The organism is Mycobacterium sp. NGS68 (assembly GCF_059812195.1).
Genome location: NZ_JCALCE010000010.1, coordinates 178,611 through 204,601, shown reverse-complemented (window position 1 = coordinate 204,601; position 25,991 = coordinate 178,611). Strand labels below are relative to the sequence as shown.

Annotated in this window: 15 protein-coding genes and 2 pseudogenes; 8 read left to right on the top strand and 9 right to left on the bottom strand. The window is 70.2% G+C overall.

Translation table 11 applies throughout. The annotated features are described in order from the left end of the window. Positions 1 to 14: 14 nt before the first annotated feature. Positions 15 to 887 (top strand): annotated as a pseudogene (locus AC5Y5V_RS13845) (PPE family protein); the annotation flags it as partial. Between the two features lie 188 nt (positions 888 to 1,075). Next, positions 1,076 to 1,471, top strand: coding sequence for a VOC family protein (locus tag AC5Y5V_RS13840; protein ID WP_499935819.1), 396 nt, complete (start codon positions 1,076 to 1,078; stop codon positions 1,469 to 1,471). An 18-nt stretch (positions 1,472 to 1,489) separates the two neighbouring features. Here the strand turns inward: AC5Y5V_RS13840 and nrdE are convergent, their stop codons facing one another. From nrdE to AC5Y5V_RS13820, 4 genes are all read right to left on the bottom strand, one after another. Next, positions 1,490 to 3,655, bottom strand: a complete 2,166-nt coding sequence (gene nrdE, locus AC5Y5V_RS13835) for a class 1b ribonucleoside-diphosphate reductase subunit alpha (RefSeq protein ID WP_499935818.1) — start codon at positions 3,653 to 3,655, stop codon at positions 1,490 to 1,492. Continuing rightward, a complete protein-coding gene (nrdI, locus tag AC5Y5V_RS13830) occupies positions 3,625 to 4,116 on the bottom strand; it encodes a class Ib ribonucleoside-diphosphate reductase assembly flavoprotein NrdI (RefSeq protein WP_499935896.1) in 492 nt (163 codons plus the stop codon). Before nrdI ends, nrdE begins: the two co-directional genes overlap by 31 nt. A gap of 73 nt (positions 4,117 to 4,189) precedes the next feature. Next, complete coding sequence (locus AC5Y5V_RS13825) at positions 4,190 to 4,429, bottom strand: redoxin NrdH (protein WP_499935816.1); 240 nt, start codon at positions 4,427 to 4,429, stop codon at positions 4,190 to 4,192. 518 nt (positions 4,430 to 4,947) lie between these two features. Next, positions 4,948 to 11,898, bottom strand: coding sequence for a PE family protein (locus AC5Y5V_RS13820; protein ID WP_499935814.1), 6,951 nt, complete (start codon positions 11,896 to 11,898; stop codon positions 4,948 to 4,950). 833 nt (positions 11,899 to 12,731) lie between these two features. Here AC5Y5V_RS13820 and AC5Y5V_RS13815 point away from each other — a divergent pair. Together AC5Y5V_RS13815 and AC5Y5V_RS13810 are read left to right on the top strand one after the other, a co-directional pair. Continuing rightward, positions 12,732 to 13,865 (top strand): annotated as a pseudogene (locus AC5Y5V_RS13815) (PPE family protein); the annotation flags it as partial. Between the two features lie 24 nt (positions 13,866 to 13,889). Then, on the top strand, positions 13,890 to 17,039 hold the full coding sequence (locus AC5Y5V_RS13810) for a beta strand repeat-containing protein (RefSeq protein WP_499935892.1): 3,150 nt from the start codon (positions 13,890 to 13,892) through the stop codon (positions 17,037 to 17,039). 87 nt (positions 17,040 to 17,126) lie between these two features. Here AC5Y5V_RS13810 and AC5Y5V_RS13805 read toward each other — a convergent pair whose 3' ends face one another. Continuing rightward, a complete protein-coding gene (locus AC5Y5V_RS13805) occupies positions 17,127 to 17,687 on the bottom strand; it encodes an NAD(P)H-dependent oxidoreductase (protein WP_499935811.1) in 561 nt (186 codons plus the stop codon). Positions 17,688 to 17,768: 81 nt separating this feature from the next. Between AC5Y5V_RS13805 and AC5Y5V_RS13800 the strand changes: the two genes are divergently transcribed. Together AC5Y5V_RS13800 and AC5Y5V_RS13795 are read left to right on the top strand one after the other, a co-directional pair. Beyond that, positions 17,769 to 18,371, top strand: coding sequence for a TetR/AcrR family transcriptional regulator (locus AC5Y5V_RS13800; RefSeq protein WP_499935889.1), 603 nt, complete (start codon positions 17,769 to 17,771; stop codon positions 18,369 to 18,371). Between the two features lie 18 nt (positions 18,372 to 18,389). Then, positions 18,390 to 19,460, top strand: coding sequence for a DNA polymerase IV (locus tag AC5Y5V_RS13795; RefSeq protein ID WP_499935809.1), 1,071 nt, complete (start codon positions 18,390 to 18,392; stop codon positions 19,458 to 19,460). Here AC5Y5V_RS13795 and AC5Y5V_RS13790 read toward each other — a convergent pair. Together AC5Y5V_RS13790 and AC5Y5V_RS13785 are read right to left on the bottom strand one after the other, a co-directional pair. Then, a complete protein-coding gene (locus tag AC5Y5V_RS13790) occupies positions 19,423 to 20,286 on the bottom strand; it encodes an SDR family oxidoreductase (RefSeq protein ID WP_499935807.1) in 864 nt (287 codons plus the stop codon). The two genes, AC5Y5V_RS13795 and AC5Y5V_RS13790, sit on opposite strands and share 38 nt — an antisense overlap. Positions 20,287 to 20,338: 52 nt before the next feature. Further along, a complete protein-coding gene (locus tag AC5Y5V_RS13785; RefSeq protein WP_499935804.1) occupies positions 20,339 to 20,992 on the bottom strand; it encodes a TetR/AcrR family transcriptional regulator in 654 nt (217 codons plus the stop codon). 116 nt (positions 20,993 to 21,108) lie between these two features. Here AC5Y5V_RS13785 and AC5Y5V_RS13780 point away from each other — a divergent pair, with 116 nt between their 5' ends. Further along, complete coding sequence (locus AC5Y5V_RS13780) at positions 21,109 to 22,590, top strand: cytochrome P450 (protein WP_499935800.1); 1,482 nt, start codon at positions 21,109 to 21,111, stop codon at positions 22,588 to 22,590. Positions 22,591 to 22,782: 192 nt separating this feature from the next. Next, positions 22,783 to 24,573 (top strand): CocE/NonD family hydrolase, encoded by a 1,791-nt coding sequence (locus AC5Y5V_RS13775; protein WP_499935884.1) that lies wholly within the window; start codon positions 22,783 to 22,785, stop codon positions 24,571 to 24,573. Positions 24,574 to 24,593: 20 nt separating this feature from the next. Here the strand turns inward: AC5Y5V_RS13775 and AC5Y5V_RS13770 are convergent, their stop codons facing one another. Both AC5Y5V_RS13770 and AC5Y5V_RS13765 read right to left on the bottom strand, forming a co-directional pair. After that, positions 24,594 to 25,082, bottom strand: a complete 489-nt coding sequence (locus AC5Y5V_RS13770; RefSeq protein WP_499935796.1) for a homocitrate synthase — start codon at positions 25,080 to 25,082, stop codon at positions 24,594 to 24,596. Positions 25,083 to 25,256: 174 nt separating this feature from the next. Then, complete coding sequence (locus tag AC5Y5V_RS13765) at positions 25,257 to 25,661, bottom strand: DUF302 domain-containing protein (protein ID WP_499935794.1); 405 nt, start codon at positions 25,659 to 25,661, stop codon at positions 25,257 to 25,259. Positions 25,662 to 25,991 lie beyond the last annotated feature (330 nt).

The window sequence follows — 25,991 nt, the reverse complement described above, 5'->3', positions numbered from 1 at the left end:
AAGGACTGTTTGCGATGTTGGGCAATTTTTCGGTGTTGCCGCCGGAGATCAATTCTTTGCTGATGTACTCCGGCGCCGGATCGGGACCGATGCTCGAGGCGGCGACGGCCTGGGAGGGGCTGGCTTCGGAGCTGGCGGAGGCGGCGGCATCGTTCGGTTCGGTGACCTCGGGGTTGACGACGGCCGCGTGGCAGGGCCCGGCCTCGACGGCGATGGCGGCCGCCGCCGCGCCCTATGCGGGCTGGCTGAGCGCCGTCGCAACGCAGGCCCGGGGAGCGGCCGGTCAGGCCCGCGCGGTGGCCGGCGCGTTCGAGACGGCGCTGATGGGCACCGTGCACCCGGCCGCGGTCGCCGGCAACCGCAACCGGCTGGTGTCGCTGGTGCTGTCGAACCTGTTCGGGCAGAACGCCCCCGCGATCGCCGAGACCGAGTGCAACTACGAGCGGATGTGGGCCCAGGACGTGGGCGCGCTGTTCGGCTATCACACCGAGGCGTCGACGGCGGCCGCCGCGCTGTCGCCGTGGCGAGGGCCGCTCAGCGCGGCAAGCAAAGCGGTGGCCGGCCTGGCGATCCCGCTGCCGGGCAACAACGGGAACCTCGGACTGGGCAATACCGGCCTGGGCAACACCGGCTTCGGCAATAACGGCAACGCCAACTTCGGCTTCGGGAACACGGGTTCGTCGAACTTCGGCATCGGAAACTCGGGCAACTCGAACATCGGCATCGGGCTGTCGGGCAACAGCCAGTTCGGCATCGGCAAGCTGAACACCGGCACCGGCAATATCGGGCTCTTCAACTCGGGCACCGGCAACATCGGCTTCGGGAACTCCGGGACCAACAACCGCGGCCTGTTCAACTCCGGCACGGGCATCGTCGGCATCTTCAACATGTCGCTGCTGGGCTGATCCTTCGGCTTCCCCTGCGCCGAGCGTGCGGCCAGCCGCACGTTGGGTGGCGAATGTGCGGCCAGCCGCAGTCGGCGGCGCGGATTCGCCACGATGACTTCCGGCGACGCGCCCGGTCCAACCCTGTGACGGCGGCCCATGATGGGCGCCGCGGATCACAGGAGCCAGAGTTGCACACCACCATCTTCGTGAACCTGCCCGTCGCCGACATCGAGCGAACGCGGACGTTCTTCACCGACCTCGGCTACACCTTCAACGAGGAGTTCTGCGACGAAAAAGCCCTCGCAGTGCGGCTCGGCGAGAACCAGTTCGCCATGCTGACGCAGACGGATTTCTTCGACTCTTTCCACCCCGTCGACACCGCGGACGCCTCGAAGGTGAAGGAATGCGTCGTCTGCCTGAGCGTCGACAGTCGAGACGACGTCGATGTGTTGGTGGACCGCGCCATCGCTGTCGGTGGCACGGCCGGGGACACCGAGGACCACGGCTTCATGTACGGCCGCAGCTACGACGACCCCGACGGCCACTCCTGGCAGATCTTCTGGATGGACTCGACCGCCGCGTAGGCGGTTTGATCCCTCTCGTCAGAGCATGCAGGACACGCAGCCCTCGACCTCGGTGCCTTCGAGCGCCATCTGCCGCAGCCGGATGTAGTACAGCGTCTTGATGCCCTTACGCCACGCGTAGATCTGCGCCTTGTTCACGTCGCGGGTGGTGGCGGTGTCCTTGAAGAACAGCGTCAGACTCAGCCCCTGGTCCACGTGCTGCGTGGCCGCCGCGTAGGTGTCGATGATCTTCTCGTAGCCGATCTCGTAGGCATCCTGGTAGTACTCCAGGTTCTCGTTGGTCATGTACGGCGCCGGGTAGTAGACGCGGCCGATCTTGCCTTCCTTGCGGATCTCGACCTTCGACACGATCGGGTGGATCGAGCTCGTCGAGTGGTTGATGTAGGAGATCGACCCCGTCGGCGGCACCGCTTGCAGGTTCTGGTTGTAGATGCCGTGCTGCTGCACCGATTCCTTGAGCCGCTTCCAGTCGTCCTGCGTCGGGATGCGGATGTCCGCGTCGGCGAACAACTGACGCACCTTCTCGGTCTGCGGCTCCCACACCTGGTCGGTGTACTTGTCGAAGAACTCACCCGACGCGTACTTGGACTTTTCGAAGCCCTTGAAGTGCGTGCCGCGCTCGATCGCGATGCGGTTCGACGCCCGCAGCGCGTGATACAGCACCGCATAGAAGTAGATGTTGGTGAAGTCGATGCCTTCTTCGGAGCCATAGAAGACACCCTCACGGGCCAGGTAGCCGTGCAGGTTCATCTGCCCGAGCCCGATAGCGTGCGAGTCGTTGTTGCCCTGCTCGATCGACGGCACCGACGTGATGTGGGTCTGGTCGCTCACCGCGGTCAGCGCGCGGATCGCCACCTCGATGGTCTGGGCGAAGTCCGGCGAGTCCATCGTTTTGGCGATGTTCAGCGATCCCAGGTTGCACGAGATGTCCTTGCCCACTTTGGCGTAGGACAGGTCGTCGTTGAACAGCGACGGTGTGGATACCTGCAGGATCTCCGAGCACAGGTTGGAGTGGGTGATCTTGCCCTCGATGGGGTTGGCCCGGTTCACCGTGTCCTCGAACATGATGTACGGGTAGCCCGACTCGAACTGCAGCTCGGCCAGCGTCTGGAAGAACTCGCGTGCCTTGATCTTGGTCTTGCGGATGCGCGCGTCGTCGACCATTTCGTAGTACTTCTCGGTCACCGAGATGTCGGCGAACGGCAGGCCGTAGACCCGCTCGACGTCGTACGGCGAGAACAGGTACATGTCGTCGTTCTTCTTCGCCAACTCGAAGGTGATGTCGGGGATCACCACGCCCAGGCTCAGCGTCTTGATTCGGATCTTCTCGTCGGCGTTCTCCCGCTTGGTGTCCAGGAAGCGGTAGATGTCGGGGTGGTGGGCGTTGAGGTAGACCGCCCCGGCGCCCTGACGCGCGCCCAGCTGGTTGGCGTAAGAGAACGAGTCCTCGAGCAGCTTCATGATCGGGATGACGCCGGAGCTCTGGTTCTCGATGTTCTTGATCGGCGCGCCGTGCTCGCGAATGTTGCTCAGCAGCAGCGCGACTCCCCCACCGCGCTTGGACAGCTGCAGCGCGGAGTTGATCGAGCGGCCGATGGACTCCATGTTGTCCTCGATGCGCAGGAGAAAGCACGAAACTGGCTCTCCCCGTTGCTTTTTCCCAGAATTCAGAAACGTCGGAGTGGCCGGCTGGAACCGGCCTTCGATGATCTCGTCGACCAGCTTCTCCGCCAGCGCGGTGTCACCGGCGGCGAGCGTCAGCGACACCATCACGACCCGGTCCTCGAAGCGCTCCAGGTAGCGCTTCCCGTCGAAGGTCTTCAGCGTGTAGGAGGTGTAGTACTTGAACGCGCCGAGGAACGTCGGGAACCGGAACTTCTTGGCGTAGGCGCGGTCCAGCAGCGTCTTGACGAAGTTGCGCGAGTACTGGTCGAGGACCTCACGCTCGTAGTAGTTCTTCTGGATCAGGTAGTCGAGCTTCTCGTCCTGGTTGTGGAAGAAGACGGTGTTCTGGTTGACGTGCTGCAGGAAGTACTGGTGGGCGGCTTGCCGGTCCTTCTCGAACTGGATCTTGCCGTCCGCGTCGTACAGGTTCAGCCGCGCGTTGAGCGCGTGGTAGTCCGTCTCGTCCTGCCCGCCGGGAGCGTGGACGGTTACAGGCTCTGCAGTGACGGTTGGTGGCACGTCTGTTCCTTCCAGAATTCAGCCCAAAAATTAGCGAGACCTGCGCGAACGGCGTCCACGTCGTCCGGAGTACCCATCAGTTCGAAGCGGTAGAGGTACGGCACGCCACACTTGGCGGAGATCACGTTGCCCGCGTAGGCGAATTCGGTGCCGAAGTTGTTGTTGCCCGCGGCGATGACGCCGCGGATCAACGACCGGTTGTGCTCGTTGTTCAAAAAGGCGATGACCTGCTTGGGGACGTAGCCCCCGTCATTGATGTTCGGGGTGGCCCGCCCGCCGCCGTACGTGGGCAGTATCAGCACGTACGGCTCGTCGACCTCGATGCGGCCGTGCAGCGGTATCCGCGTGGCGGGAACACCCAGCTTCTGCACGAAGCGGTGGGTGTTCTCCGACACCGACGAGAAGTAGACGAGTGACGATCGCAAGCGCGGCGCAGCCGGGCGCAGCGGGTCGCCACTCATCCGATCCAGGTTGCGTCCCGCGATGGCCTCTATATTCATGGCGCCGCAACCTCCTTACTGAATCCTCGCGCGATTACGCGGTCAGGACCGCCGCGGTGAGCGCCTTGATGCGGTCCGGACGAAAGCCCGACCAGTGGTCGTCGCCGGCAACCACGACGGGTGCCTGCAGGTAGCCCAGCGCCATGACGTAGTCCCGCGCCTCCGGGTCCAGGCTGATGTCGACCGTGTCGTAGGCGATGCCCTGCTTGTCCAGCGCTTTGTAGGTGGCGCTGCACTGCACGCATGCGGGCTTGGTGTAGACGGTGATGCTCATGGCGATGCCGCTCCTTTGCGGAAGATGGAGTGCTTGACACGAACTGGCAACTACTGGGGTTGGTACGTCTGTGCTGTATTCAGCGTCCCGTCGAGCGCCCGAATTCCCGTCCTACGGCTGTCAGTCCGAATGTCCTGGTTCGAGACGATCAAGCCGATTCCGGGAGGTCCACCAGCCTGGCTGACGTGGTGTTCCTGGGTTCTGCCGGTGCTGCCAAACACTACACCTAGTGGGTGACAAGTTGTCGAGATACAAGATGTTCTGAATAACATTTCTGAAATTCCCTGGTCGTAAGCCGTGTGTCGCGTGTCGTCCGGCGTGTCGCAGGTCACAACATCCGGTATCAACGACATGTCGCACTGTCTACCAGTGGCCACCGACAACTTTGGCGCGTCGGCATGCGGCCGACGCGGCCGAGCGACCGTCAGCAAACTCGCCGACAGCGAATGCGCCGAGGCAGGCCTGATACCTGCCGGTGTGGCGGCGGTCACAGCGAAGCGCGGCCGCCCCGGTGTGGCTCAGCCGTGGGCGCCCGCAGACCCCGAACCGCCGGAGCCACCGGTGTCACCAGTGGCGCCGACGCCACCGGCCACGCCGTCATGCGCAAAGGTGAAGCTTCCCGCGTTGAAGCCGACGCCGGCTGCCCCGCCGGCCCCGCCACCACCACCGAAGCCGCCGCCACCGCCCACGCCGGCGGCACCGCCGTCGGCGGCGCCGGCAGAGGTGCCGTTCACGCCCAAGCCGCCCTGGCCGCCGTTGCCGCCCGTTCCACCGGTACCGCCGGTGCCGCCCTTGCCCCCGCTACCGCCGTTGCCGCCATAGCCGCCGCTGAAGGCGTTGCCATTACCGCCGGCGCCACCACTGCCACCGGTCGCGCCGGCACCACCCGACCCGCCGGTCCCGCCGGCACCGCCGAGGCCGCCGGTCGCGTCACCGGAGCCGTATCCGGCGTTGCCGCCGGCGCCTCCTGCGCCGCCCAGACCTCCGGTACCGCCAGTGGTCCCCTGGCCGCCGCTGCCGCCAGTGCCGCCAGTGCTGCCGTAGCTGGGGTCACCGGAATTGGCGCCCGCCGTGGCGTAGCCGCTGTTGCCGCCGTTACCGCCGTTGCCGCCTCCGGCGCCGCCGCTGCCGCCATTGCCGCCGTTGCCGGGGAAGATATCGCTGAGGCCGGCGCTGAAGACCGAGCCGCCGGCGCCGCCGTTTCCGCCGTTTGCGCCGTACCCGCCGTCACCGCCTCTGCCGCCGACGCCGCCGGTGGCGGTCTCCGGGGGAATTGACGAGTCTTGGGACGCGGTGCCACCCTGACCGCCGTTACCGCCGTTGCCCTGGTACCCGCCGCTGCCGCCGCTTCCGCCGCTGCCGCCGTACGCGTCACCCATGCCTGCGGTTCGGCCGTCGTAGCCGCCCTGGCCGCCGTTGCCGCCGGTCTGTCCGTAGCCGCCGGCGTTGGTGCCGTTTCCGCCGGAGATGCCGGGGTGGCTGTCGTTGGCCGAGTTGTCCTGCCCGTCGGTCGCCCGCCCGTTCTGTGGGTTGACGGCTCCGGGGTTCACCCCCGACGCGCCCGTCCCGCCGGTGCCGCCTGACCCGCCGGCCCCGCCGCTCCCGGCGGCGCCCAGGCCGCCGGCGCTGGCATCGGCGCTCCCGGCCTCCCCACCGGTCCCGCCGTTGCCACCGTTGCCGCCGACGCCGCCGGCTCCGCCGGTTCCGCCCCCGTTGACGCCCGAGCCGCCGTTGCCGCCCCCGCCGCCGCCGCCGGCCGCGCCGCCGTTTCCGCCGTTTCCGCCGCCGGTCGTGAAGCCGGTCGCTGGTGCGCCGCCCTTGCCGCCGTTGCCGCCGTTTCCGCCGGCCCCGCCGTTTCCGCCGCCGGCTCCGCTGTTGGCGGCGCCGCTCGCCCCGGTGACGCCGGCGCCGCCGGTGCCGCCGCCGCCTCCGGCTCCGCCCGTACCCACACCGCCCGTGGTGCCGCCGGTACCGCCGGCGAGCCCCGCGGCGCCGGCCTGACCACCCTGACCGCCGTCGCCGCCGCTGCCGCCCTTCCCGAGGTTGACACCCGCATTGCCGCTGCCGCCGGTGCCGCCGGTGCCGCCACCACCACCGACGCCGCCGTCGCCGCCGTTTCCGCCGCCCGTGGTGGCGCCGGCAGCGAGCGCACCGCCCTGGCCGCCCTGCCCGCCGAGCCCGCCGACACCACCGGTGCTGCCCGCGAGGCCGGTATTGGCGGCGCCGTTGGCGCCGACCGCGCCGGTGCCCCCCGCTCCGCCGTTCCCGCCGGTGCCACCGGTGCCCGCGCTGCCCGCGCTGCCGCCGGTGCCACCCGCGGCACCACCCTGGCCGGCGGTCCCGCCCGTTCCGCCGGTGCCACCGGCACCGCCGGTGCCGCCGGTACCGCTGCCGACCACGCCCGAACCGCCCGCGCCGCCGAGACCACCGGTGCCGCCACTGCCGCCACTGCCGCCGCTGCCGCCGCCGGTGGTGGCGCCGACGGCCGGCGCGCCGCCTTGTCCGCCGTGCCCGCCGGCACCCCCGGTGCCGCCGATGCTGCCGGCAACCCCGGTGCCGGACCCGCCGGCGCCTCCGACGGCCCCGGTGCCGCCTCCTCCGCCGGCCCCACCGGTCCCGCCGGTGCCCACGCTGCCCGCGCCGCCGCCGGCCCCGCCGGAGAGTCCGGCCGCGCCGGCTTGTCCACCGCGCCCGCCTTGTCCGCCGTCGCCGCCGGCCCCGCTGTTGAATGTGGCGACGCCCGTGGCGCCCTTGCCGCCGACGCCACCCGTACCGCCGGCGCCGCCGTTGCCTCCGGTGCCGCCGCCCGTCGCGGCGCCGACCGCGGGCGCGCCGCCCTGACCACCCTGACCGCCCTCCCCGCCGGCGCCGCCGCCGATGCCCGCAGCACCGCCCGTGGGACCCGCCGCTCCGGCGACGCCCGTGCCGCCTGTTCCGCCATTTCCGCCGGTGCCGCCGGTACCCACGGCGCCGGCAGCGCCGCCAGCCCCGCCCGACAGCCCGGCCGCGCCGGCCTGACCGCCCGCGCCGCCTTGCCCACCGCCCCCGCCGACGCCGCTGTTGACGCTGAGGACGCCATTGCCGCCGTTCCCGCCGACGCCACCCGTGCCGCCGTTGCCACCGGCCCCGCCGCTTCCGCCGCCGGTCGGGGCGCCGAGAGCGGTCGCGCCGCCCTGGCCGCCCTGACCACCGGCCCCGCCGACGCCCCCGGGAGTGCCGGTAGCACCGCTGTCGGGGGCACCATTGCCGCCCGCGGCACCATTCCCGCCGCCGCCGCCGGCACCGCCGGTGCCGCCACTTCCCACGTTGCCGAGGCTGCCCCCGGCTCCGCCGGAAAGCCCGGCCCCACCGGCCTGGCCGCCGCCGCCGCCGTTGCCGCCTTGCCCGCCGGCGCCGTCGTTGACGCCGGCGGCACCCGCGCCGCCCTTTCCGCCGACGCCACCGGTCCCGCCGGCCCCGCCGTTGCCACCGGTGCCGCCGCCCGTCACGGCGCCGGCCGCGGGCGCGCCGCCCTGGCCGCCGGAGCCGCCCGCGCCGCCGACACCGCCGTCGGTGCCGGCCACCCCGTTGCCCGCGCCGGCCGTGCCCGCCGCACCGGCGCCGCCGGTGCCACCGTTGCCCCCGGAGCCGCCGGTCCCCACCACCCCGGTCGATCCCCCGGCTTGACCGCCGGCACCGCCGCCACCCCCGGTGCCGCCGGCACCGTTGTTGACACCCGTCACGCCTGCCGCACCCGTCCCGCCCGCACCGCCGGCACCGCCATTGCCGCCGGCGCCCGCAGTGGCCGTACTGCCGCCCGCCCCGGCGACGCCGGCCACGCCGGCCTGACCGCCGTTCCCGCCGACACCGCCGGTGCCGCCGGTGCCGCTGTTGTTGCCGCTGACGCCGACGCCGCCGGTCCCACCGACACCGCCGAGGCCGCCATTGCCGCCCATTCCCGCGTTTCCGCCGACGGCCCCGCTGGTGACGGGTGCCGCTCCGTTGCCGCCGGCGCCGCCGCCGGCGCCGTTGCCACCGTTGCCGCCGTCGAGCCCGGCGCCACCGGCGATCCCGGCCGTGCCGGTGCCACCGTTACCGCCCGTGCCGCCTGCGCCGCCGACACCCGCACCACCAGCGAGGGCCGTCGAGCTGCCGGCGGCGCCGCCGAGACCGGCGGTCCCGCCGTTGCCGCCGATGCCGCCGTTAGCAGCGCCGGCGAAGCCCGCGAGACCGTCGGCGCCGGTGCCGCCGACGCCGCCGGTGCCACCGTTCCCGCCGTTTCCCCCGTTGCCGCCGCCGGTGGCACCGGGCACCGCGGGCGCCCCGCCGGCGCCGCCGGCGCCGCCGGTTCCGCCGGTCATGCCCTGACCGCCGACGACCCCGCTGCCTGCGAGGCCGCTGGCACCGGGTGTGCCCGCGCCGCCGTTTCCGCCGACACCGCCCGTGCCGCCGGTGCCCGCGAATCCCGCGAGCCCGAAGGAGCCCCCGGCGGCACCGCCGAGGCCGGCCTTTCCGCCGGTGCCGCCTACACCGCCGTTGGCGGCCTGCGCGCCGCCGATCACCCCGGCCGCGCCCGTCCCGCCGTTGCCGCCGTTTCCGCCGAACCCGCCGTTTCCGCCGTCGCCGCCGCCAGTCCCGCCGAGGACGGCCGGTGCGCCGCCGACGCCGCCCGCACCACCGACACCACCGCTTCCGCCGGCGCCGCCGACGTTGCCGCTGCCCGCGACGCTGGCGGCGCCGGTCCCACCGTTGCCGCCGACGCCACCGCGTCCGCCGTTGCCCCCGACGCCCGCCTTGCCGGCTGCGGCATCGGAACTGCCCGCAACACCGGCTCCGCCGGCCTGGCCACCTGATCCGCCGGCGCCGCCGGCGCCACCCGCACCGCCGGCGCCGTTGCTGATACCGGCCACCCCGGCGACGCCGGATCCGCCCATGCCGCCGGCCCCGCCGGCCCCTCCGTTTCCGCCGTTTCCGCCATCCCCGCCGCCGGTGCCCCCGGGCACGCCTGGGGCGCCGCCGGCACCGCCCGCGCCGCCGCGCCCGCCCGCGAAGCCGGCGGTACCCGCGGCACCACTGCCCGCCGCACCGTTGGCGGCGGCCGTCGCCGCCCCACCATTGCCGCCGTTGCCGCCGTCGCCGCCGAGGCCCGCGGTGCCCGCGTGCCCGCCCGAACCTGCGGCACCGGCGGCGCCCGCGGCGCCGCCCGCGCCGCCGTTTCCGCCGGCGCCACCCGCGCTGCCAGTGGCCAGGCCCGAACCGCCGTAGCCGCCATCGCCACCGTGTCCGCCGTCCCCGCCCTGGCCACCGTTGCCGCCGTGGGCACCGCCGGCACCGCCGCCACCGCCGGCGCCGCCCGCGAAGCCCTGCGTACCGGCGAGGCCGGTGCCCGGCGCGGCGTCGGGAGCGGCGGTGGCCTTGCCGCCGTTACCGCCATCGCCGCCGTTGCCGCCGTTGCCCTGGTTGCCCGCGTGTCCGCCGGCGCCGCCGGACAGACCCGCGGCGCCGGGCGCGCCGCCGTTACCACCCACGCCGCCCTGCCCGCCGGCGCTGCCGGCGGCTGTGCCCGAACCGCCGTCCCCGCCGAGACCGCCGTTACCGCCGTTCCCCCCGTTGCCGCCGATGCCCCCGCCCGTCGTCGCGCCCACCGCCGCCGCGCCACCCGCTCCACCAGCCCCACCGGCCCCGCCCGCGAAGCCCGGCGTGCCCGCGGCGCCGCTACCCGCCGCGGCGCTGGGGGCAGTGGTGGCGTCTCCGCCATCGCCGCCGTTACCGCCGCGCCCGCCGGCGCCCGCCGCGCCCGCATGGCCGCCCGGTCCGCCGGCGCCGCCGGCACCCGCCGCGCCTCCGGCGCCGCCTATCGCGCCGGCTCCGCCCGCGCTGCCGCCAGCCAGACCCGAACCGCCGCTGCCGCCCGTCCCGCCTGCGCCCCCGTTTCCGCCGTTGCCGCCGGTTCCTCCGCTGCCGCCGGCGGCCCCGCCGGTGCCCCCGGCCCCGCCCGTAAAGCCCGGTGTACCCGCGGCACCGCTGCCCGCGGCTGCGTCGGGCGCGGCCGTGGCGTCTCCGCCGTTACCGCCGGCTCCGCCGGTGCCGCCCACGCCCAGTCCGCCCGCGTGGCCTCCGGTGCCGCCGGAAAGGCCGCCGGCGCCCGCCACGCCGCCGGCTCCCCCGGTGCCGCCCGCGCCGCCCGCGCCGCCAGCCGCGACGCCCGAAGCGCCGTCCCCACCGCTGCCGCCCGTGCCGCCGGTCCCGCCGACGCCGCCGTTTCCTGCCGCACCGCCGGGCACGGCGGCCCCACCCTGGCCGCCCTGACCACCCTGACCGCCCGCGATGCCGGTGCCTCCGGCGGCGCCGGTGCCCGCAACGCCGGCGACGCCCGCCGCGCCCTTGCCGCCGGTCCCGCCGATCCCGCCGGTACCGCCCGCGCCCGCGCCGCCCGCCACGCCCGCGGCGGTGAACGTCTGCCCCGCGCCCCCGGCACCGCCCTGGCCCGCGGTGCCGCCGGTACCACCCGTGCCACCGGCACCGGGCGCCACACCGTCGCCGCCACTCCCGCCGGTCCCGCCCGTGCCACCAGCCCCGCCGACGCCGCCGGCGCCGCCGTGGCCGATCAGCAGCGGGGCCCGACCCCCGGCCCCGCCGTCACCGCCGAGGCCGCCGGTACCGCCGAGACCGCCGGCTTGGTCCACCGGACCGGTCGAACCGATCCCGCCCATGCCGCCGATACCGCCGGCGCCGCCGGCACCACCGTTGGTGAACAGCCCTCCGGCGCCACCGGTGCCGCCGTGTCCGCCTGATTCACCCATTCCCCCTGCGGCGCCCGCCGTGCCCGCACCGCCGACGCCGCCGACCCCGCCGGCACCGAACAGGCCGCCGACCCCGCCGGTACCACCGGTGCCGCCGCCGACGCCGCCGGCTCCGCCGACCCCGCCCGCGCCGGCGATCCATCCGCCCGCACCGCCATTGCCACCGCTGCCCCCGCCGATTCCACCTACGCCACCGGCCCCGCCGGCGCCGAATAGCCCCGCGTCCCCGCCGGCCCCGCCGGCCTGGCCCGGCAACCCGGCACCGCCGTTGCCGCCGCGGCCGAACAGCAACCCGCCGGGTCCACCAGCCTGACCCGGTGCGCCGTCGGTGCCCGGGCCGACCAGCGGACGCCCCAGCAGCGACTCGGCGGGAGCATTCACCACGCCGAGCAGAAGTTGTTCCACATTCGAGGCTTCGGCCGCCGCGTACGACTTGGCGCCGGCACCCAGGTTCTGGACGAACTGCTCGTAGATCGTCGTGGCCCGCGCGGCTGCCACCTGGTAGTCCGCGGCCTGCCGGTGAAACAGCGCGGTGACGGCCTCCGACACCTCGTCCCGGGCCGCAGCGACGATGACGGTGGTCGCCGGGCCCGCCGCGGCGTTCGCCGCGCTCAGGCCGGATCCAAGGGCAGCCAAATCGGCCGTGGTCGCCGTCAACAGCTCCGGCAAAGCGATCACAAACGACATCTACGTCTCACTCTCACGATGCGGCCCTGACAGACCGTCAATAACGACGTGGGCGGCTCGGCAGGTGGCGAGGTCGTGCGCGATTATCGTGCCGCATAACTGGCCCTGCCCTCTTTCGAGTAGGGGTGGAGTCTATTAATTCCGCGTGCAACGTAACGTACGGTCGGAACGGCGCATTAATATCGTTATATAACTGTGATCTTCGGCCGATGGTGTGTCAAATATCTTTACAAGCGGCTTTGACGAATCACCATAACTCGCCCGACCGACAGCCGCGGGTCAGGAAAATTACCTAAGCTTTGTTAACAATTTATGAGCCCTGTAATTGGGCCGGACGAGGCGGCGACTCACGACGGTGCGCGGGCGGGGACATGCCGGGCGGGCTACCCCCATCACGGGCCGGCCGCCGGCCTCCGCGGTGTCCAAAACCGTACGCTAGTACAGAAAACACGAGCTTAAACGTTGTTTGCGGGTGTCCTGGGACATGACGTGTTGTCGCGGGACCTCGGCCGTCCGTGCGCCAGCGACCGGACGCCGACCACTGGACGAGTGGGCGCGGGTCAGCGAGCCACCGCGCCAAGGATTTGGACGCTCAATTGATCGTCAACTACCCAGGGATCGCGATGTAAAAAATGTGGACAATACTCGCGCGCTAATATCTCATTAATATAACGCTAAGATAACGTTTCAATAAAGGCCGTGACCTTTTAAGGCTACAGTCGTATCGTCTTGCGCTACCGCATCGAGGGCTCAAGGCCCAGCCGTCACCGGTTTTCGGCGGCTGGTAATTGACGGGCGGCCACCAAAAGGACACCCGTGGAAGGGCCGTGACGATGAACTTTTCGGTATTGGCGCCGGAAATCAACTCAGCAAGGATGTTCACCGGGGCGGGCTCGGGTCCCACGCTGGCCGCGGCGACGGCGTGGGACCAACTGGCAACGGAGTTGGGTTCCGCGGCGAGCTCATTCGAGTCGACGGTCTCGGGACTGGTCGGTGGGCCGTGGCAGGGCCCGGCGTCGCAGGCGATGGTCGCCGCGGCGGCCCCCTACGCCGGGTGGTTGACCGCGGCGACGGCGGAGGCCGAGCAGGCGGCCACGCAGGCCCGCACGCTGGCGGGGGCGTTCGAGGCCGCGCTGGCGGCGACGGTGCATCCCGAGATCGTCGGGGCCAATCGGATGCAGCTGGTGCGACTGGTGGGGACGAACCTGTTCGGCCAGAACGCCCCTGCGATCGCCGCCGCCGAGGCCGTCTACGAACAGATGTGGGCCCAGGACGTCGCCGCGATGTTCGGTTATTACGCCGACTCGTCGGCGGTGGCCTCGGCATTGACGCCGTTCACCACGCTGCTGCAGGGGCTGACACGCGTGCCGGCGCAGGCGTCGGCATCCATCGCGGCCACCCTGGCCACCGCGAACGTCGGCCTGGGGAACGTCGGCAGCAACAACATCGGCTTCGGCAACACGGGCAGCGGGAACTTCGGCTTCGGCAACAGCGGCAACGGAAACCTTGGCATCGGGCTCACCGGCAACAATCAGACGGGGTTCGGCGGCTGGAACTCGGGCACCGGCAACATCGGGCTGTTCAACTCTGGCACCGGAAACATCGGGATCGGTAACTCGGGCACCGGAAACTGGGGCTTCGGCAACTCGGGCAGCTACAACACCGGCATCGGCAACACCGGCAGCACCAACCTGGGCCTGTTCAACTCGGGCATCGCGAATACCGGCACCGGCAATGCGGGCAACTACAACACCGGCAGCTACAACGTGGGCAGCACCAACACGGGCAGCTTCAACCCCGGCAGCCACAACACCGGCTTCTTCAACAGCGGAAACTACAACACCGGCATTGCGAACTCCGGCAATGTCGACACCGGCGCCTTCATCTCGGGCAGCTACAGCAACGGCTTTTTCTGGCGGGGTGATCACCAGGGTCTGATCGGCTTCTCGGGATCGATCAGCATTCCCCAGATCCCCCTGAACCTCGGATCGATGGGCGGTATCGGTCCCATCACCGTTCCACCGATCACCATTCCCAACATCAATCTCGGCCTCGGCGGCACCAACGGCTACGTCGGCCCCATCAGCATCCCGCCGATCACCATTCCCGACATCCCCCTGGGTATCCACGGTCTCGGCGGGCTCGGCCCGATCAACATACCGGCGATCAGCATTCCCGATATCACCTTGGGGCTCAAGGGAACTGACGGCATGATCGGCCCCATCAACATCCCGGCGATCAGCATTCCCGACATCACCCTGGGCATCAAGGGCACCGACGGCGTGATCGGGCCCATCTCGATCCCGTCCATCAGCATTCCCGGAATCCAGGCCAACCTCGCGAGCGGCCAGATCCTGATTCCGCTGACCACCAACACAATTCCGGTGGTTGTCGCCGGCTTCAGCGGGTTTATCGGACCCGTGCCACTGGTGGTGAGCCTGGGTCCCATCACGGTCAGCCTCGGCCTCGGCCCCGCCACCGTCTTCCCGAACGGCTTCAACCTCGCCGCGATTCCGCTGAACATCGCGGCGACGGCCGATATCGGACCGTTCACCGTCTTTCCGAACGGCTTCAACATTCCCGAGATTCCCCTGAACATCGCGGCGTTCGGGGATATCGGTCCGTTCACGGTATTCCCGGACGGCTACCAGATTCCAAAGATTCCGATCAACGTCGACATCGCCGGCGGCGTCGGGTCGTTCACGGTGTTCCCGAACGGCTACACCATTCCCGCGATTCCACTCGGCGTCAACGTCTCCGGCGGCATCGGCCCGGTCACCCTGTTCCCGGACGGCTTTACCATTCCCAAGATTCCGCTCGGCATCGACATCGCCGGTGGCGTCGGCCCGATCAACATCCCGCTCGACATCCCGGCCACGACGGGCTTCGGCAACACGACCACGGCGCCGTCGTCGGGCTTCTTCAACGCCGGCACGGGCAGCGCATCCGGCTTCGGCAACGTCGGGCCCGGCAGCTCGGGCTTCATGAACTTCGTCTCTGGAACCCTGGGGAACTCGGGCCTCCTCAACGTCGGCCAGCTGCAATCGGGCGCGGGCAACTTCGGCAACACCGTCGCGGGCTTCTTCAACACCAGCACGCTGGACCTGTCGACGGCGGGCCACGTGTCGGGGGTGCAGAACGTCGGCGCCAACCTGGCCGGCCTGTTGCGCGACGGCGCTTCCGGCACGACGGCGAACCTGGGCTTCGCCAACCACGGCGGCCTGAATGTGGGCAGCGCGAACGTCGGCGACAACAATGTCGGCGGCGGAAACGCCGGCAACGCCAATGTGGGCTCCGGAAACGTCGGGAACAATAACTTCGGCTCCGGGAATATCGGTGCCGGCAACCTCGGCTTCGGAAATGTCGGCAACGGCAATATCGGGTTCGGAAACACCGGTCCGGGTCTGACGGCGGCCCTGAACAACATCGGTTTCGGGAACACCGGTAGTAGCAACGTCGGCCTTGGCAATACCGGCGACGGGAACTTCGGCTTCGGCAATAGCGGTCACGGAAACATCGGTATCGGGCTGAGCGGGGATAACCAATTCGGGTTCGGCGGCCTGAATTCGGGCGCCGGCAACATCGGCTTCGGGAATTCAGGCAACGGCAACATCGGACTGTTCAACTCGGGCAACGGAAACTTCGGCATCGGAAACTCGGGCAGCCACAACACCGGATTCGGTAATGCCGGCGACACCAACACGGGTCTATTCAACTCCGGCGCCACCAACACCGGCGTCGGCAACGCCGGCAGCACCAACGCCGGCAACTTCAACGCCGGCAGCCTCAACACCGGCAGCATCAACCCGGGCAACTCCAACACCGGCCTCTTCAACACCGGCGACCTGAACACCGGCGTCGGCAACACCGGCGACGTCAACACCGGCGCACTGATCTCCGGCGGCTACAGCAACGGGATGCTGTGGCGCGGCGGCTACCAGGGCCTGATCCAGCTTTCCGAGACGATCACGCTTCCGCCAATTCCCTTGAGCCTGCACGTGACCGGCGGTGTCGGCCCCATTACCGTGCCCAACATCCCGGTGCCCGAAATCCCGATTCGGGTCAACGTTTCCGGCGGCGTCGGCGCGATCACGGTGCCCGGCATCTCCATTCCGTCGATCCCGCTGACCATCGACGTGGGCGGTGGCGTCGGCGCCATCCACGTACCGAACATCCCCATCCCGGGTATCCCGCTGGCGATCAACGTGTCGGGCGGCGTCGGCGCCATCACCGTGCCCAACATCCCCATCCCCAGGATTCCGTTGGCGATCAACCTGTCGGGCGGCGTCGGGGCCATCAATGTGCCCGCTATTCCCATTCCCGGGTTGCCGATCATTGCCAATCTGAAGATTCCGCTCGCGGTAACCGCGCAGAAATTCAATTTCGCGCTCACCGCGCTGCTGCAGGGCACCATCGGGCCCATCAACATCGCTCAGCAGGACATCATCATCGGGCTGAGCGGCGCGAGCCTGCCATTCAGCATCGGCGGCTTCAGCATTCCGCAATTCGGGCTGAGCATCAACCCGTCGGGCAGCATCAATCCGTTCACCATCGGCGGGTTCAGCATTCCGCAATTCGTGCTGGGCATCGATACGTCGGGCACCACCAATCCCTTTACGATCGGCGGCTTCGACATTCCCCAATTCGGGCTCGGCATCAACACATCCGGCAGCACCGACGCCTTCATCATCGGCGGGTTCAGCATTCCGCAATTCGGGTTGGGCATCAATACCGCCGGCAGCACCGACGCCTTCACCATCAACGGGATCACCCTGCCCCGGTTCGGCCTGGATATCGACATCGACGGCGGCCTCGGTCCGATCAAGATCCCGCTCGACTTTCCGGGCACCCCGGGCGTCGGCAACATGACCGCCGCCCCGTCGTCGGGCTTCTTCAACACCGGCCCCGGCCACACGTCAGGCTGGAGGAATTTCGGGATCGGCAGTTCCGGCGGTTGGAACTTCGCCTCCGGGCAGTCAGGCTTCCAAAATTGGGGCGCGCTGCAATCGGGATGGGCGAACCTGGGCAACACCATGTCGGGCATCTTCAACACCAGCACCGTCGGCCAACTGGTGTCGGCGTTCGACTCCGGCGTCGCGAACATCGGCGAACAGCTCGCCGGCTTCTTCCGCACGGGCTAAGACGGCCGGATCCCGCTCGCGGAGTGTGGGGGTTATGGACGCTTCCCGCCTCGGGAATCCGTCCATAAGCCCCACGGTCGAGGCGCCTCAGCCGACCTCGGCGGCCAACTTCCCGACGATGTCGCGCACGGTTGCCGACAGCTCGGCATTGTCGGCGGGCGCAGCGCCGCCCAAGCTCTGGAACGGCACCGAGAGCTTGAGGTCCTCGACCACGCGCGCGCCGGCGATGCCGAACGACTTGCGGGTCTCGTCGTGCGCCCACACCCCGCCGTAGCGACCCATCGCACCGCCGACCACCGCCAGCGGCTTGTCCTTCAAAGCGCCGTTGCCGAACGGCCGCGACAGCCAGTCGATCGCGTTCTTGACGACGGCGGGAATGGTGCCGTTGTACTCCGGGGTGACCACCAGAGCCGCGTCCGCGTCGGCTGCGGCGGCGCGCAGCGCAGCCGCCACGGCCGGCGCCTCCGTGACCTCGGGGTTCATCGCGGGGTCGACGTCCTCGTTGTAGAACGGCAGCTCCCCCAGCCCCTCGAATACGGTGACGGCGACGCCGTTGGGGGCCACCGCGGCCGCCAGCTCGGCGATCTGACGGTTGATCGAGGCGGCCCGCAGGCTACCCACCAGCGCCAGCACTTTGATGTCGGACATCTCCGATTCCCTTCGGTTGTTGGTCTACATCCTTGCACGGGCCAACCGGACCATAGTCCGCTTTATTCCGTGCGCGTTAAAGTGCAGGGTGTGAGCGAGCTACCGGTCTCCGCTCCGCAGGAGCCTCAAGAGCGCGGCGACGCGGCGCGCAACCGCGCGCTCTTGCTGCAGGCGGCCCGCGACCTGGTCGCCAAGCGCGGCGCCGACGCCGTCACCATGGACGACATCGCCGCGGCCGCCGGGGTCGGCAAGGGGACGGTGTTCCGCCGCTTCGGCAGCCGGGCCGGCCTGATGATGGTGCTGCTGGACGAGGACGAACGGGCCAACCAGCAGGCGTTTTTGTTCGGCCCGCCGCCGCTCGGCCCCGACGCGCCGCCGCTGGATCGGCTGGTGGCGTTCGGCCGGCAACGCATCTGTTTCGCCCACGCGCATCACGCGTTGTTGTCCGAGGCCAACCGCGACCCGCACACCCGTTACGGAGCACCCGCCGCGGTGAACCGCACCCACGTCAGGGTCCTCCTGCAGTCGGCGCGGACCAGTGGTGACCTGGACGCCCAGACCGACGCGCTGCTGGCGCTGCTCGACGCCGACTACGTCGAGCACCAACTCACCCACCGCGGCCACACCCTCGACACGCTCGGCGACGCCTGGGAGAGCCTGGCGCGCAAGCTGTGCGGGCAGTGAAGCGGGCGAGAATCGGCCATGAACTGGGTCCTGCACGTCGACCTCGACCAGTTCCTGGCGTCGGTCGAACTGCGCCGCCACCCCGAGCTGGTCGGGCTGCCCGTCATCGTCGGCGGCAGCGGCGACCCGACCGAGCCGCGCAAGGTCGTCACCTGCGCCTCCTACGAGGCCCGCACGTTCGGAGTGCACGCGGGCATGCCGCTGCGCCAGGCCGCTCGGCGCTGCCCGGAGGCGACGTTCCTGCCGTCGGATCCCGACGCCTACGACGAGGCGTCCGATCAGGTGATGGGGCTGCTGCGCGACCTGGGCTACCCGGTCGAGGTGTGGGGCTGGGACGAGGCGTACCTCGGCGTGCCGGCGCAGGGCGACCCGGCGTCCGTCGCCGAGCGGATCCGCGCCGTCGTCGCCACCGAAACCGGCTTGTCCTGCTCGGTGGGCATCAGTGACAACAAGCAGCGGGCCAAGGTGGCCACGGGCTTCGCGAAACCGGCGGGCATCTTCACGCTCACCGACGCGAACTGGATGGACCTGATGGCCAACCGGCCGGTCGACGCGCTGTGGGGCGTCGGTCCGAAGACGGCGAAAAAGCTTGCGGCCCTGGGGATCGACACCGTGCGGCAGCTCGCGCACAGCGACGCCGAGGAGCTGACGGCCACGTTCGGGCCGAGCACCGGACTCTCGTTGCTGCTGCTCGCCAAGGGCGGCGGCGACACCGAGGTCAGCGCGCAGCCGTGGGTGCCGCGCTCGCGCAGCCACGTCGTCACGTTCCCGCACGACCTCACCGACCGTGCCGAAATGGACTCGGCCGTCACGGAATTGGCCCGACGGGCGCTGCACGAGGTGACGGCGGCGGGTCGCATCGTCACGCGGGTGGCGGTGACCGTGCGCACCGCGACGTTCTACACCCGCACCAAGATCCGCAAGCTGGCGGCGCCGTCCACCGATCCCGACGTCATCGTCGCGACCGCGCTGGCGGTCTTGGACCTGTTCGAGCTGGACCGGCCGGTGCGGCTGCTGGGCGTGCGGCTGGAACTGCAGATGCCCGGGCCGCTCAGCGCGTCGGCGGGCCCGGCCGCAGCGCGCGGCTGAACACCACGTTGACCTGGCGCATCGCCACGCTGTAGGGCCACCACGCCAGCCGTTTGAACGCGTACAGCGCCCGGATATCCGGCGACGTGTAGATCAGGTACCGGTTCTTCGCGACGCCGGCCACGATCTTCTCGGCCGCGCGTTCCGGAGAGACCGCGTGCCCGGCGAACCGGTTGACCCACCGGTCGACGCTGGGATCGCCGCGGTCGACACCGGCGATCTCGACGGTGTTGACCAGCGGGGTCTTCACCGCGCCGGGGACCACGACGGACACCCCGATGCGGTGCCGGGCCAGGTCGAAGCGCAGCACCTCGGACAGCCCGCGCAGTCCGTACTTGCTGGCGCTGTAGGCGGCGTGCCACGGCAGCGCGACCAGCCCCGCCGCCGACGACACGTTGACCAGATGCCCGCCCACGCCGGCCGCCACCATCGGCGGCAGGAACGTCTCGATGACGTGGATGGGGCCCATCAGGTTGATCGAGACCATCTTTTTCCACTGCGCGTGGCTGAGCCGGTCGACGGTACCCCACGCCGAGACGCCGGCGATGTTCATCACCACGTCCATGCTGGGGTGGGCGGCGTGGATGTCGGCCCCGAACGCGGCCACCGCGTCGTAGTCGGAGACGTCCAGCGCCCGGTGCGCGGGCACGTCGGCGCCCAGGGCGCGCGCGTCGGCCACCGTCTGGGCCAGGCCGTCCGCGTCGCGGTCGGTGAGGTAGAGCTCAGCGCCCTGAGCGGCCAGCCGTAGGGCCGTCGCGCGCCCAATCCCGCTGGCCGCACCGGTGATGAAGCACCGCTTTCCCGCGAAATACTGCCCTGCCGTCATGCCGGTGACGATACCGGCGGTACCAAGTGCGCCTGCTGAGGCCCAAGTCGGTCTAAGCCGGCCCGCCCCACAGCGCGGCGAGCCACAGCTGTTCGAGCACGCGCAGCCGGCGTTCCACGTCGGTGTCGCGGTCGACCAGGATGTGATCGCCGGTCAGGGCCAGCGCGGTGGTGCCCGCCAGGGTGCGGATCAGCGTCGGCAGGTCGTCGCTGATCGGGTGCGCGGTCCCGGCCTTCACCTCGGTGTCGATGACGGCGACGATCTCGCGCAGCACGATCTGGAACTGCTGCTCGAGGATGTCGCGGATCTCGATGTCGCTGTGCCGGGCGGCATTACAGGCCGTCATCACCGGATCGTTGTGCGAATAGACGGCGGCGGCGCTGCCCACCATCCGCTTGGCGAACTGCGGCGGCGATTCGCCCGGCTGCCGCGGGGCGAAGTACTGGGTGAGTTCCTCGAGTTCCTCGGCGGCCTCGGCCAGGATCTGCGCGAGCACCGAGTACTTGGAGTCGAAGTAGAAGTAGAAACCGGACCGGGCGACGCCGGCCCGCAGGCTGATCGTGCTGACCGACAGCTCCGCGAACGGCCGTTCCTCGAGCAACTCGCGCACCGCCTGCAGGATCGCCTGACGCTGCTTGTCGCCGCGCCGGCGCAGCGCGGGCGCGCCGTCCTCGCCGGCGGCGTCGTGATTGGCAGCGCTAGTCACATCCTGACCTTGCACCACAGCGACCGAAAAGGAAACTTGACAGCCGTCAAGTTCACCCGAAGTATGAATACTCAGTGACCCCGCTCACGTTGTCGTGGGCCCGCAAAGGAGCGTGAATGGCCGCCACCATCAGCACCCCGCACTACCTGCTCGACCAGGCGCGCCGCCGATTCACCCCGTCAGTCAACAACCTGCCCGGGATGGGCATGCTCGAACGGCGGCTGCGCAACACCGAGTTCCCGGAGAAGAAGCTCGCCGACCCGCCGCCGGGCAGCGAACTGAACCCCGTGGTCGGTGACGCCGGGCTGCCGATCATCAGCCACATGATCGAGATGCTGCGCGGCGGCCCCGACTATCTTCAGTTCCTCTACGAGAGAAAGGGTCCGGTCTTCTACGGCGACTCGCCGGTGCTGCCGTTCGTCATCGCGCTGGGTCCCGACGCCGCGCAGGTCATCTACTCCAACCGCAACAAGGACTACTCCCAGCAGGGCTGGACGCCGGTCATCGGGCCGTTCTTCCGCCGCGGGCTGATGCTGCTCGATTTCGAGGAGCACATGTTCCACCGGCGGATCATGCAGGAAGCGTTCGTGCGCTCCCGGCTGGTCGGCTACGTCGAGCAGATGGACAAGGTGGTGTCGCAGGTGACCGCCGACGACTGGGTCGTCGACGACGCGCGCTTCCTGCTCTATCCGGCGATGAAGGAACTCACCCTCGACATCGCGTCGATGGTGTTCATGGGCCACGAACCCGGCACCGACCGCGAGCTGGTCACGAAGATCAACAGCGCCTTCACCATGACCGTGCGGGCCGGCAACGCGGTCATCCGCACCGCCGTGCCGCCGTTCACCTGGTGGCGCGGCCTCAAGGCGCGCAAGCTGCTGGAAGACTACTTCGCCGAGCGCGTCAAGGAGCAGCGCGGCAAGGAAGGCAACGACCTGCTGTCGGTGCTGTGCCAGTCCGAAGACGAGGACGGCAACCGGTTCTCCGACGGGGACATCGTCAACCACATGATCTTCCTGATGATGGCCGCCCACGACACGTCGACCACGACGGCGACGCACATGGTCTACCAGCTGGCCGCCAACCCGCAGTGGCAGGAACGCTGCCGCGACGAGTCCGACCGGCTGGGCGACGGGCCGCTGGACATCGAGTCGCTGGAGAAGCTGGAGACGCTCGACCTGGTGATGAACGAGGCGATCCGGCTCGTGTCGCCCGTGCAGTGGGCGATGCGGCGCACCGTGCGCGACACCGAACTGTTGGGCTTCTACCTGCCCGCCGGCACCAATGTCACCGCGTTTCCCGGGCTGAACCATCGCCTGCCGGAGATCTGGACGGACCCGCTGAAGTTCGACCCGGATCGCTTCACCGAGCCCCGCAACGAGCACAAGAAGCACCGCTACGCGTTCACGCCGTTCGGCGGCGGCGCGCACAAGTGCATCGGCATGACGTTCGGGCAGCTGGAGATCAAGACCATCATGCATCGCCTGCTGCGGCGCTACCGGCTGGAATTGCCGCGGCCAGGGTACGAGGCGAAGTGGGACTACCGCACGATCCCGATCCCGATGGACGGCATGCCGATCGTGCTACGCCCGCTGTAGGGTTTGCGCGAGCAGTCGCAAATGCCCCTGTCTGGCACCGCATTTGGGGGCTTTCACGTCTGCTCGCGATAGGGAGGGACCACCATGACGACGTTGCGACCCCGGCTGTTATCGAAGCGCAAAACCCGCCCGCGCAAGACGAATCCGTCCCCGTTCACCCCGGACTGGACGCCGCGGCCGGCGACGTACGGCGTGGGCGTGCGGCACAACGTCGCGGTGCCGATGAGCGACGGCGTCGTCCTGCGCGCCGACGTCCACTACCCCACCGATCCCGACACCCGTCGACCCGCGGCCGGGCCCTTCCCGGTGCTGCTGTCGATCACGCCGTACGGCAAGAAGGCCCCGCCGCCGGCCGCGCAGATCGGCGGCGGCGCGGCTCCCTACCTGGTCAAACGCGGCTACATCGAGGTGATGGTGGACGTCCGGGGCACGGGCGCTTCGGACGGTGCATTCCAGATGTTCGGCGACCGGCAGGCGCAGGACGGGGCGGAGCTGGTGCAGTGGGCGGCGCGACTGCCGGACGGCAACGGCCGCGTCGGCATGCTCGGGATCTCCTATCTGGCGATCAACCAGCTGTTCACCGCGGCCGCCGTCGGTCCCGGCTCACCGCTGAAGGCGATCTTCCCGGTGATGGCGGCCCGCGACTTCTACCGCGACGCCGCCGCGATGGGCGGGGTGCCGCACCTGCGCACGATCCGCGCGTACGGCGGCGTCTACCGGCTGCTCAACGTGGTCAACCCGACGCTGGAGCTGTTCACCCGCGGCGGGCACACGCGGCCACGGTCCGGTGGCCTGGCCGCCGTCCGGCAGCGCGGACGCGACCAGCGGGGGTACTTCCGCCCGCTCATCGCCGACGCCGTCGCCGGGGGCGAAACCGCCTGTGACGGGCCCTTCTGGGATGCGATGCGACCCGGCCTGGTGCTGCCGAAGATCGCCGACAACGGCGTCGCCGTCCTCCTCGTCGGCGGCTGGCACGACGCGTTCCAGCGCGGCGCGCCGCTGAACTTCGCCGCGCTGCAGAACGCGTCGGCCGGCCGCCACCACGAGGCGCCGATGCAGCCCGGCCAGCCGCTGTCGGACCGGGTGCGGCTGATGATGGGCCCCTGGTATCACGTCTCGGACTTCGGCGGCCTGCACCTGCACGCGCTGCAGCTGCGCTGGTTCGACCACTGGCTCAACGACCGGCCCGACGCGGCAATGTCCGGGTCGCCGTTGGCTTTTCAGGCGATCGGGAGCTCACGGTGGTTCCGCGCCGACCACTATCCGCTGCCCGAGGCCACACCCACCCGCCTCTATCTGGCCGACGCGAACCGGCTCACCGAGGACAGCGCGCCCGACACGACCACGGCGGCCCTCGACTACGTGGCGAAGGGCCCGCTGTCGGGTCGCAGCCTGGAGCAGTGGACGCTGGGCATGAACAGCTTCATGTTCGCCAGCCGCGGCCGGGCCATCCGCTACGACCAGGACAACCGGCGACTGCAGCGCGACGCCCTGACCTACACCACCGAGCCGTTCGCCGACGCGAAACTGGTCGCCGGGCCCATCACGCTGACCATTCACGCGACGGCCAGCACCACCGAGACGCTATGGGTCGCCCACCTCGACGACGTGGCTCCCGACGGCGCCAGCCGCCCGCTCACCCAGGGGGCGCTGCTGGGCTCGCATCGGGAGCTGGACCCCGACCGCACCTGGTATCTGCCCGACGGCACCGTGTTGCGGCCGCATCACCACTGCACCAGCTCGGCCGTGCGGCCCGTCGTCCCCGGCGAGCTCACTCGCTATGACCTCGAGATCTTCCCGACGGCCGCGCTGATCGCCCCAGGCCACCGGCTGCGGCTGACGGTCACCACCTACGACTTTCCGCATCTGGTGCCCACCAAGCCCGCCCGTCGCGCCCTTGCCGGGGGTCGCTACCAGCTGCACCAGGGCGGGCCCACCCCGTCGCACCTCGTCGTTCCCCTCGCCGACCCGGACGCGCTGTAGCCAGCGAGCCGGCGCCACCGTCAGGTGAGCAGCCGGTTGGCGCAGGCGATCACCGCCCGCAGCGCCGACTGCGTCGGATCCGCCGACCAGCCCATCGCCCACTCCGCCCGGACCCCGTCCGTGCCGCAGAGGAACGTCGCGGTGTCGGCGCCGGACCGTAGCTGATGGAACTTCAGGGTCTCGATGGTGACCCCGCGGTCATGCAGCATCGCGGTCAGCGCCGCGACGGGTCCGCTCGCCGACGCCGTCGAGGTACTGATCCGGTCGCCGACGGCGATCATGGCCCGGAAGTGGCGCGCCTGCGGACCCAGCCGCCCGGCCGGCCGCTCGTCGTCGGTGCAAGACCACTGCCCCAGCCGCAGCGGGCCGGTGGCCTGGCCGTACGTCGCGACGAAGGTCTCCCACGACATCGAACCGGCCTGCTCGCGCAGACCGCGCGGCATCGCGGCGCCGAAATGCTGGCCGAACCACGTCGCGCTCGGGGTGAGATCAAAAGTAAGTGTTGTCATGATGCCGGTCTCTGATCAAAGGAGTGACCGACGGGCAGTAGCTTCCGACCCACAGCGGGGGGTCGGTCTGGATCAGACCCCGCTGCGGGTGCTGGCTACTACTGCCATGGTGATGGCACGCTCACGACGCACGAGGCCCGACCTTAGTTCGCCTCTGCCGGCGATGCAAGCGCTTTACGCGCCCGCGGCGACTTCATCGAGCGCCTGCGTGAGCAACCCGCGCACCTCGTCGGCGATCTGCGCCAATCCCGGCTCATTGGTCACGTCGGCCATCAACTTCGGGTCCATCGCGTCGACAATTACCGCGTCCGCCGAGTCCGGATCTTTACGGACGACGACGTTGCAGGGCAAAAGCACGCCGATCGGCCGGTAGATATTGACCGCCTTCTGCGCGAACGACGGATTGCACGCCCCGAGAATCAGGTAGTCCTCCATGTCCGCCCCGAGCTTGGCCTTCAGCGTCGCCTTCATGTCGATCTCGGTCAGCACGCCGAAGCCTTGCCGGGCAAGGGCTTTGCGCATTCGCTCGACGGCGTCGTCGAACGACGTGTGCAATGTCCTCGACAGCGAAACGTCCATTGTTCAGTCCCTTCTCGCGGCGGGGCCGGGCGCACCCCGACTTTATTGAATCCATTGTGCTTTGGCTTTGCCCAGGAAGAATCAAAACGCCTCGCGTCCCAGGGTGGCGGCGATAACATCTGCTGGTGGTCGTCGCAGACCGCGAAATAACTCAAACCGAAAGGCGCTACCGATGAGCGCGAGGAAGACAAGCACGAGGACGCGGACCGTTCGGGCGATCGCCGGAATACTGGCGCTGTTCGCCCTCGCCGCCGTGGGTTGCAGCGCGCACTCCGACCGTCCCGGCCAGGAGATGTTCAGGATCTCGCACAGCGTTCGCTAGCGGTATCC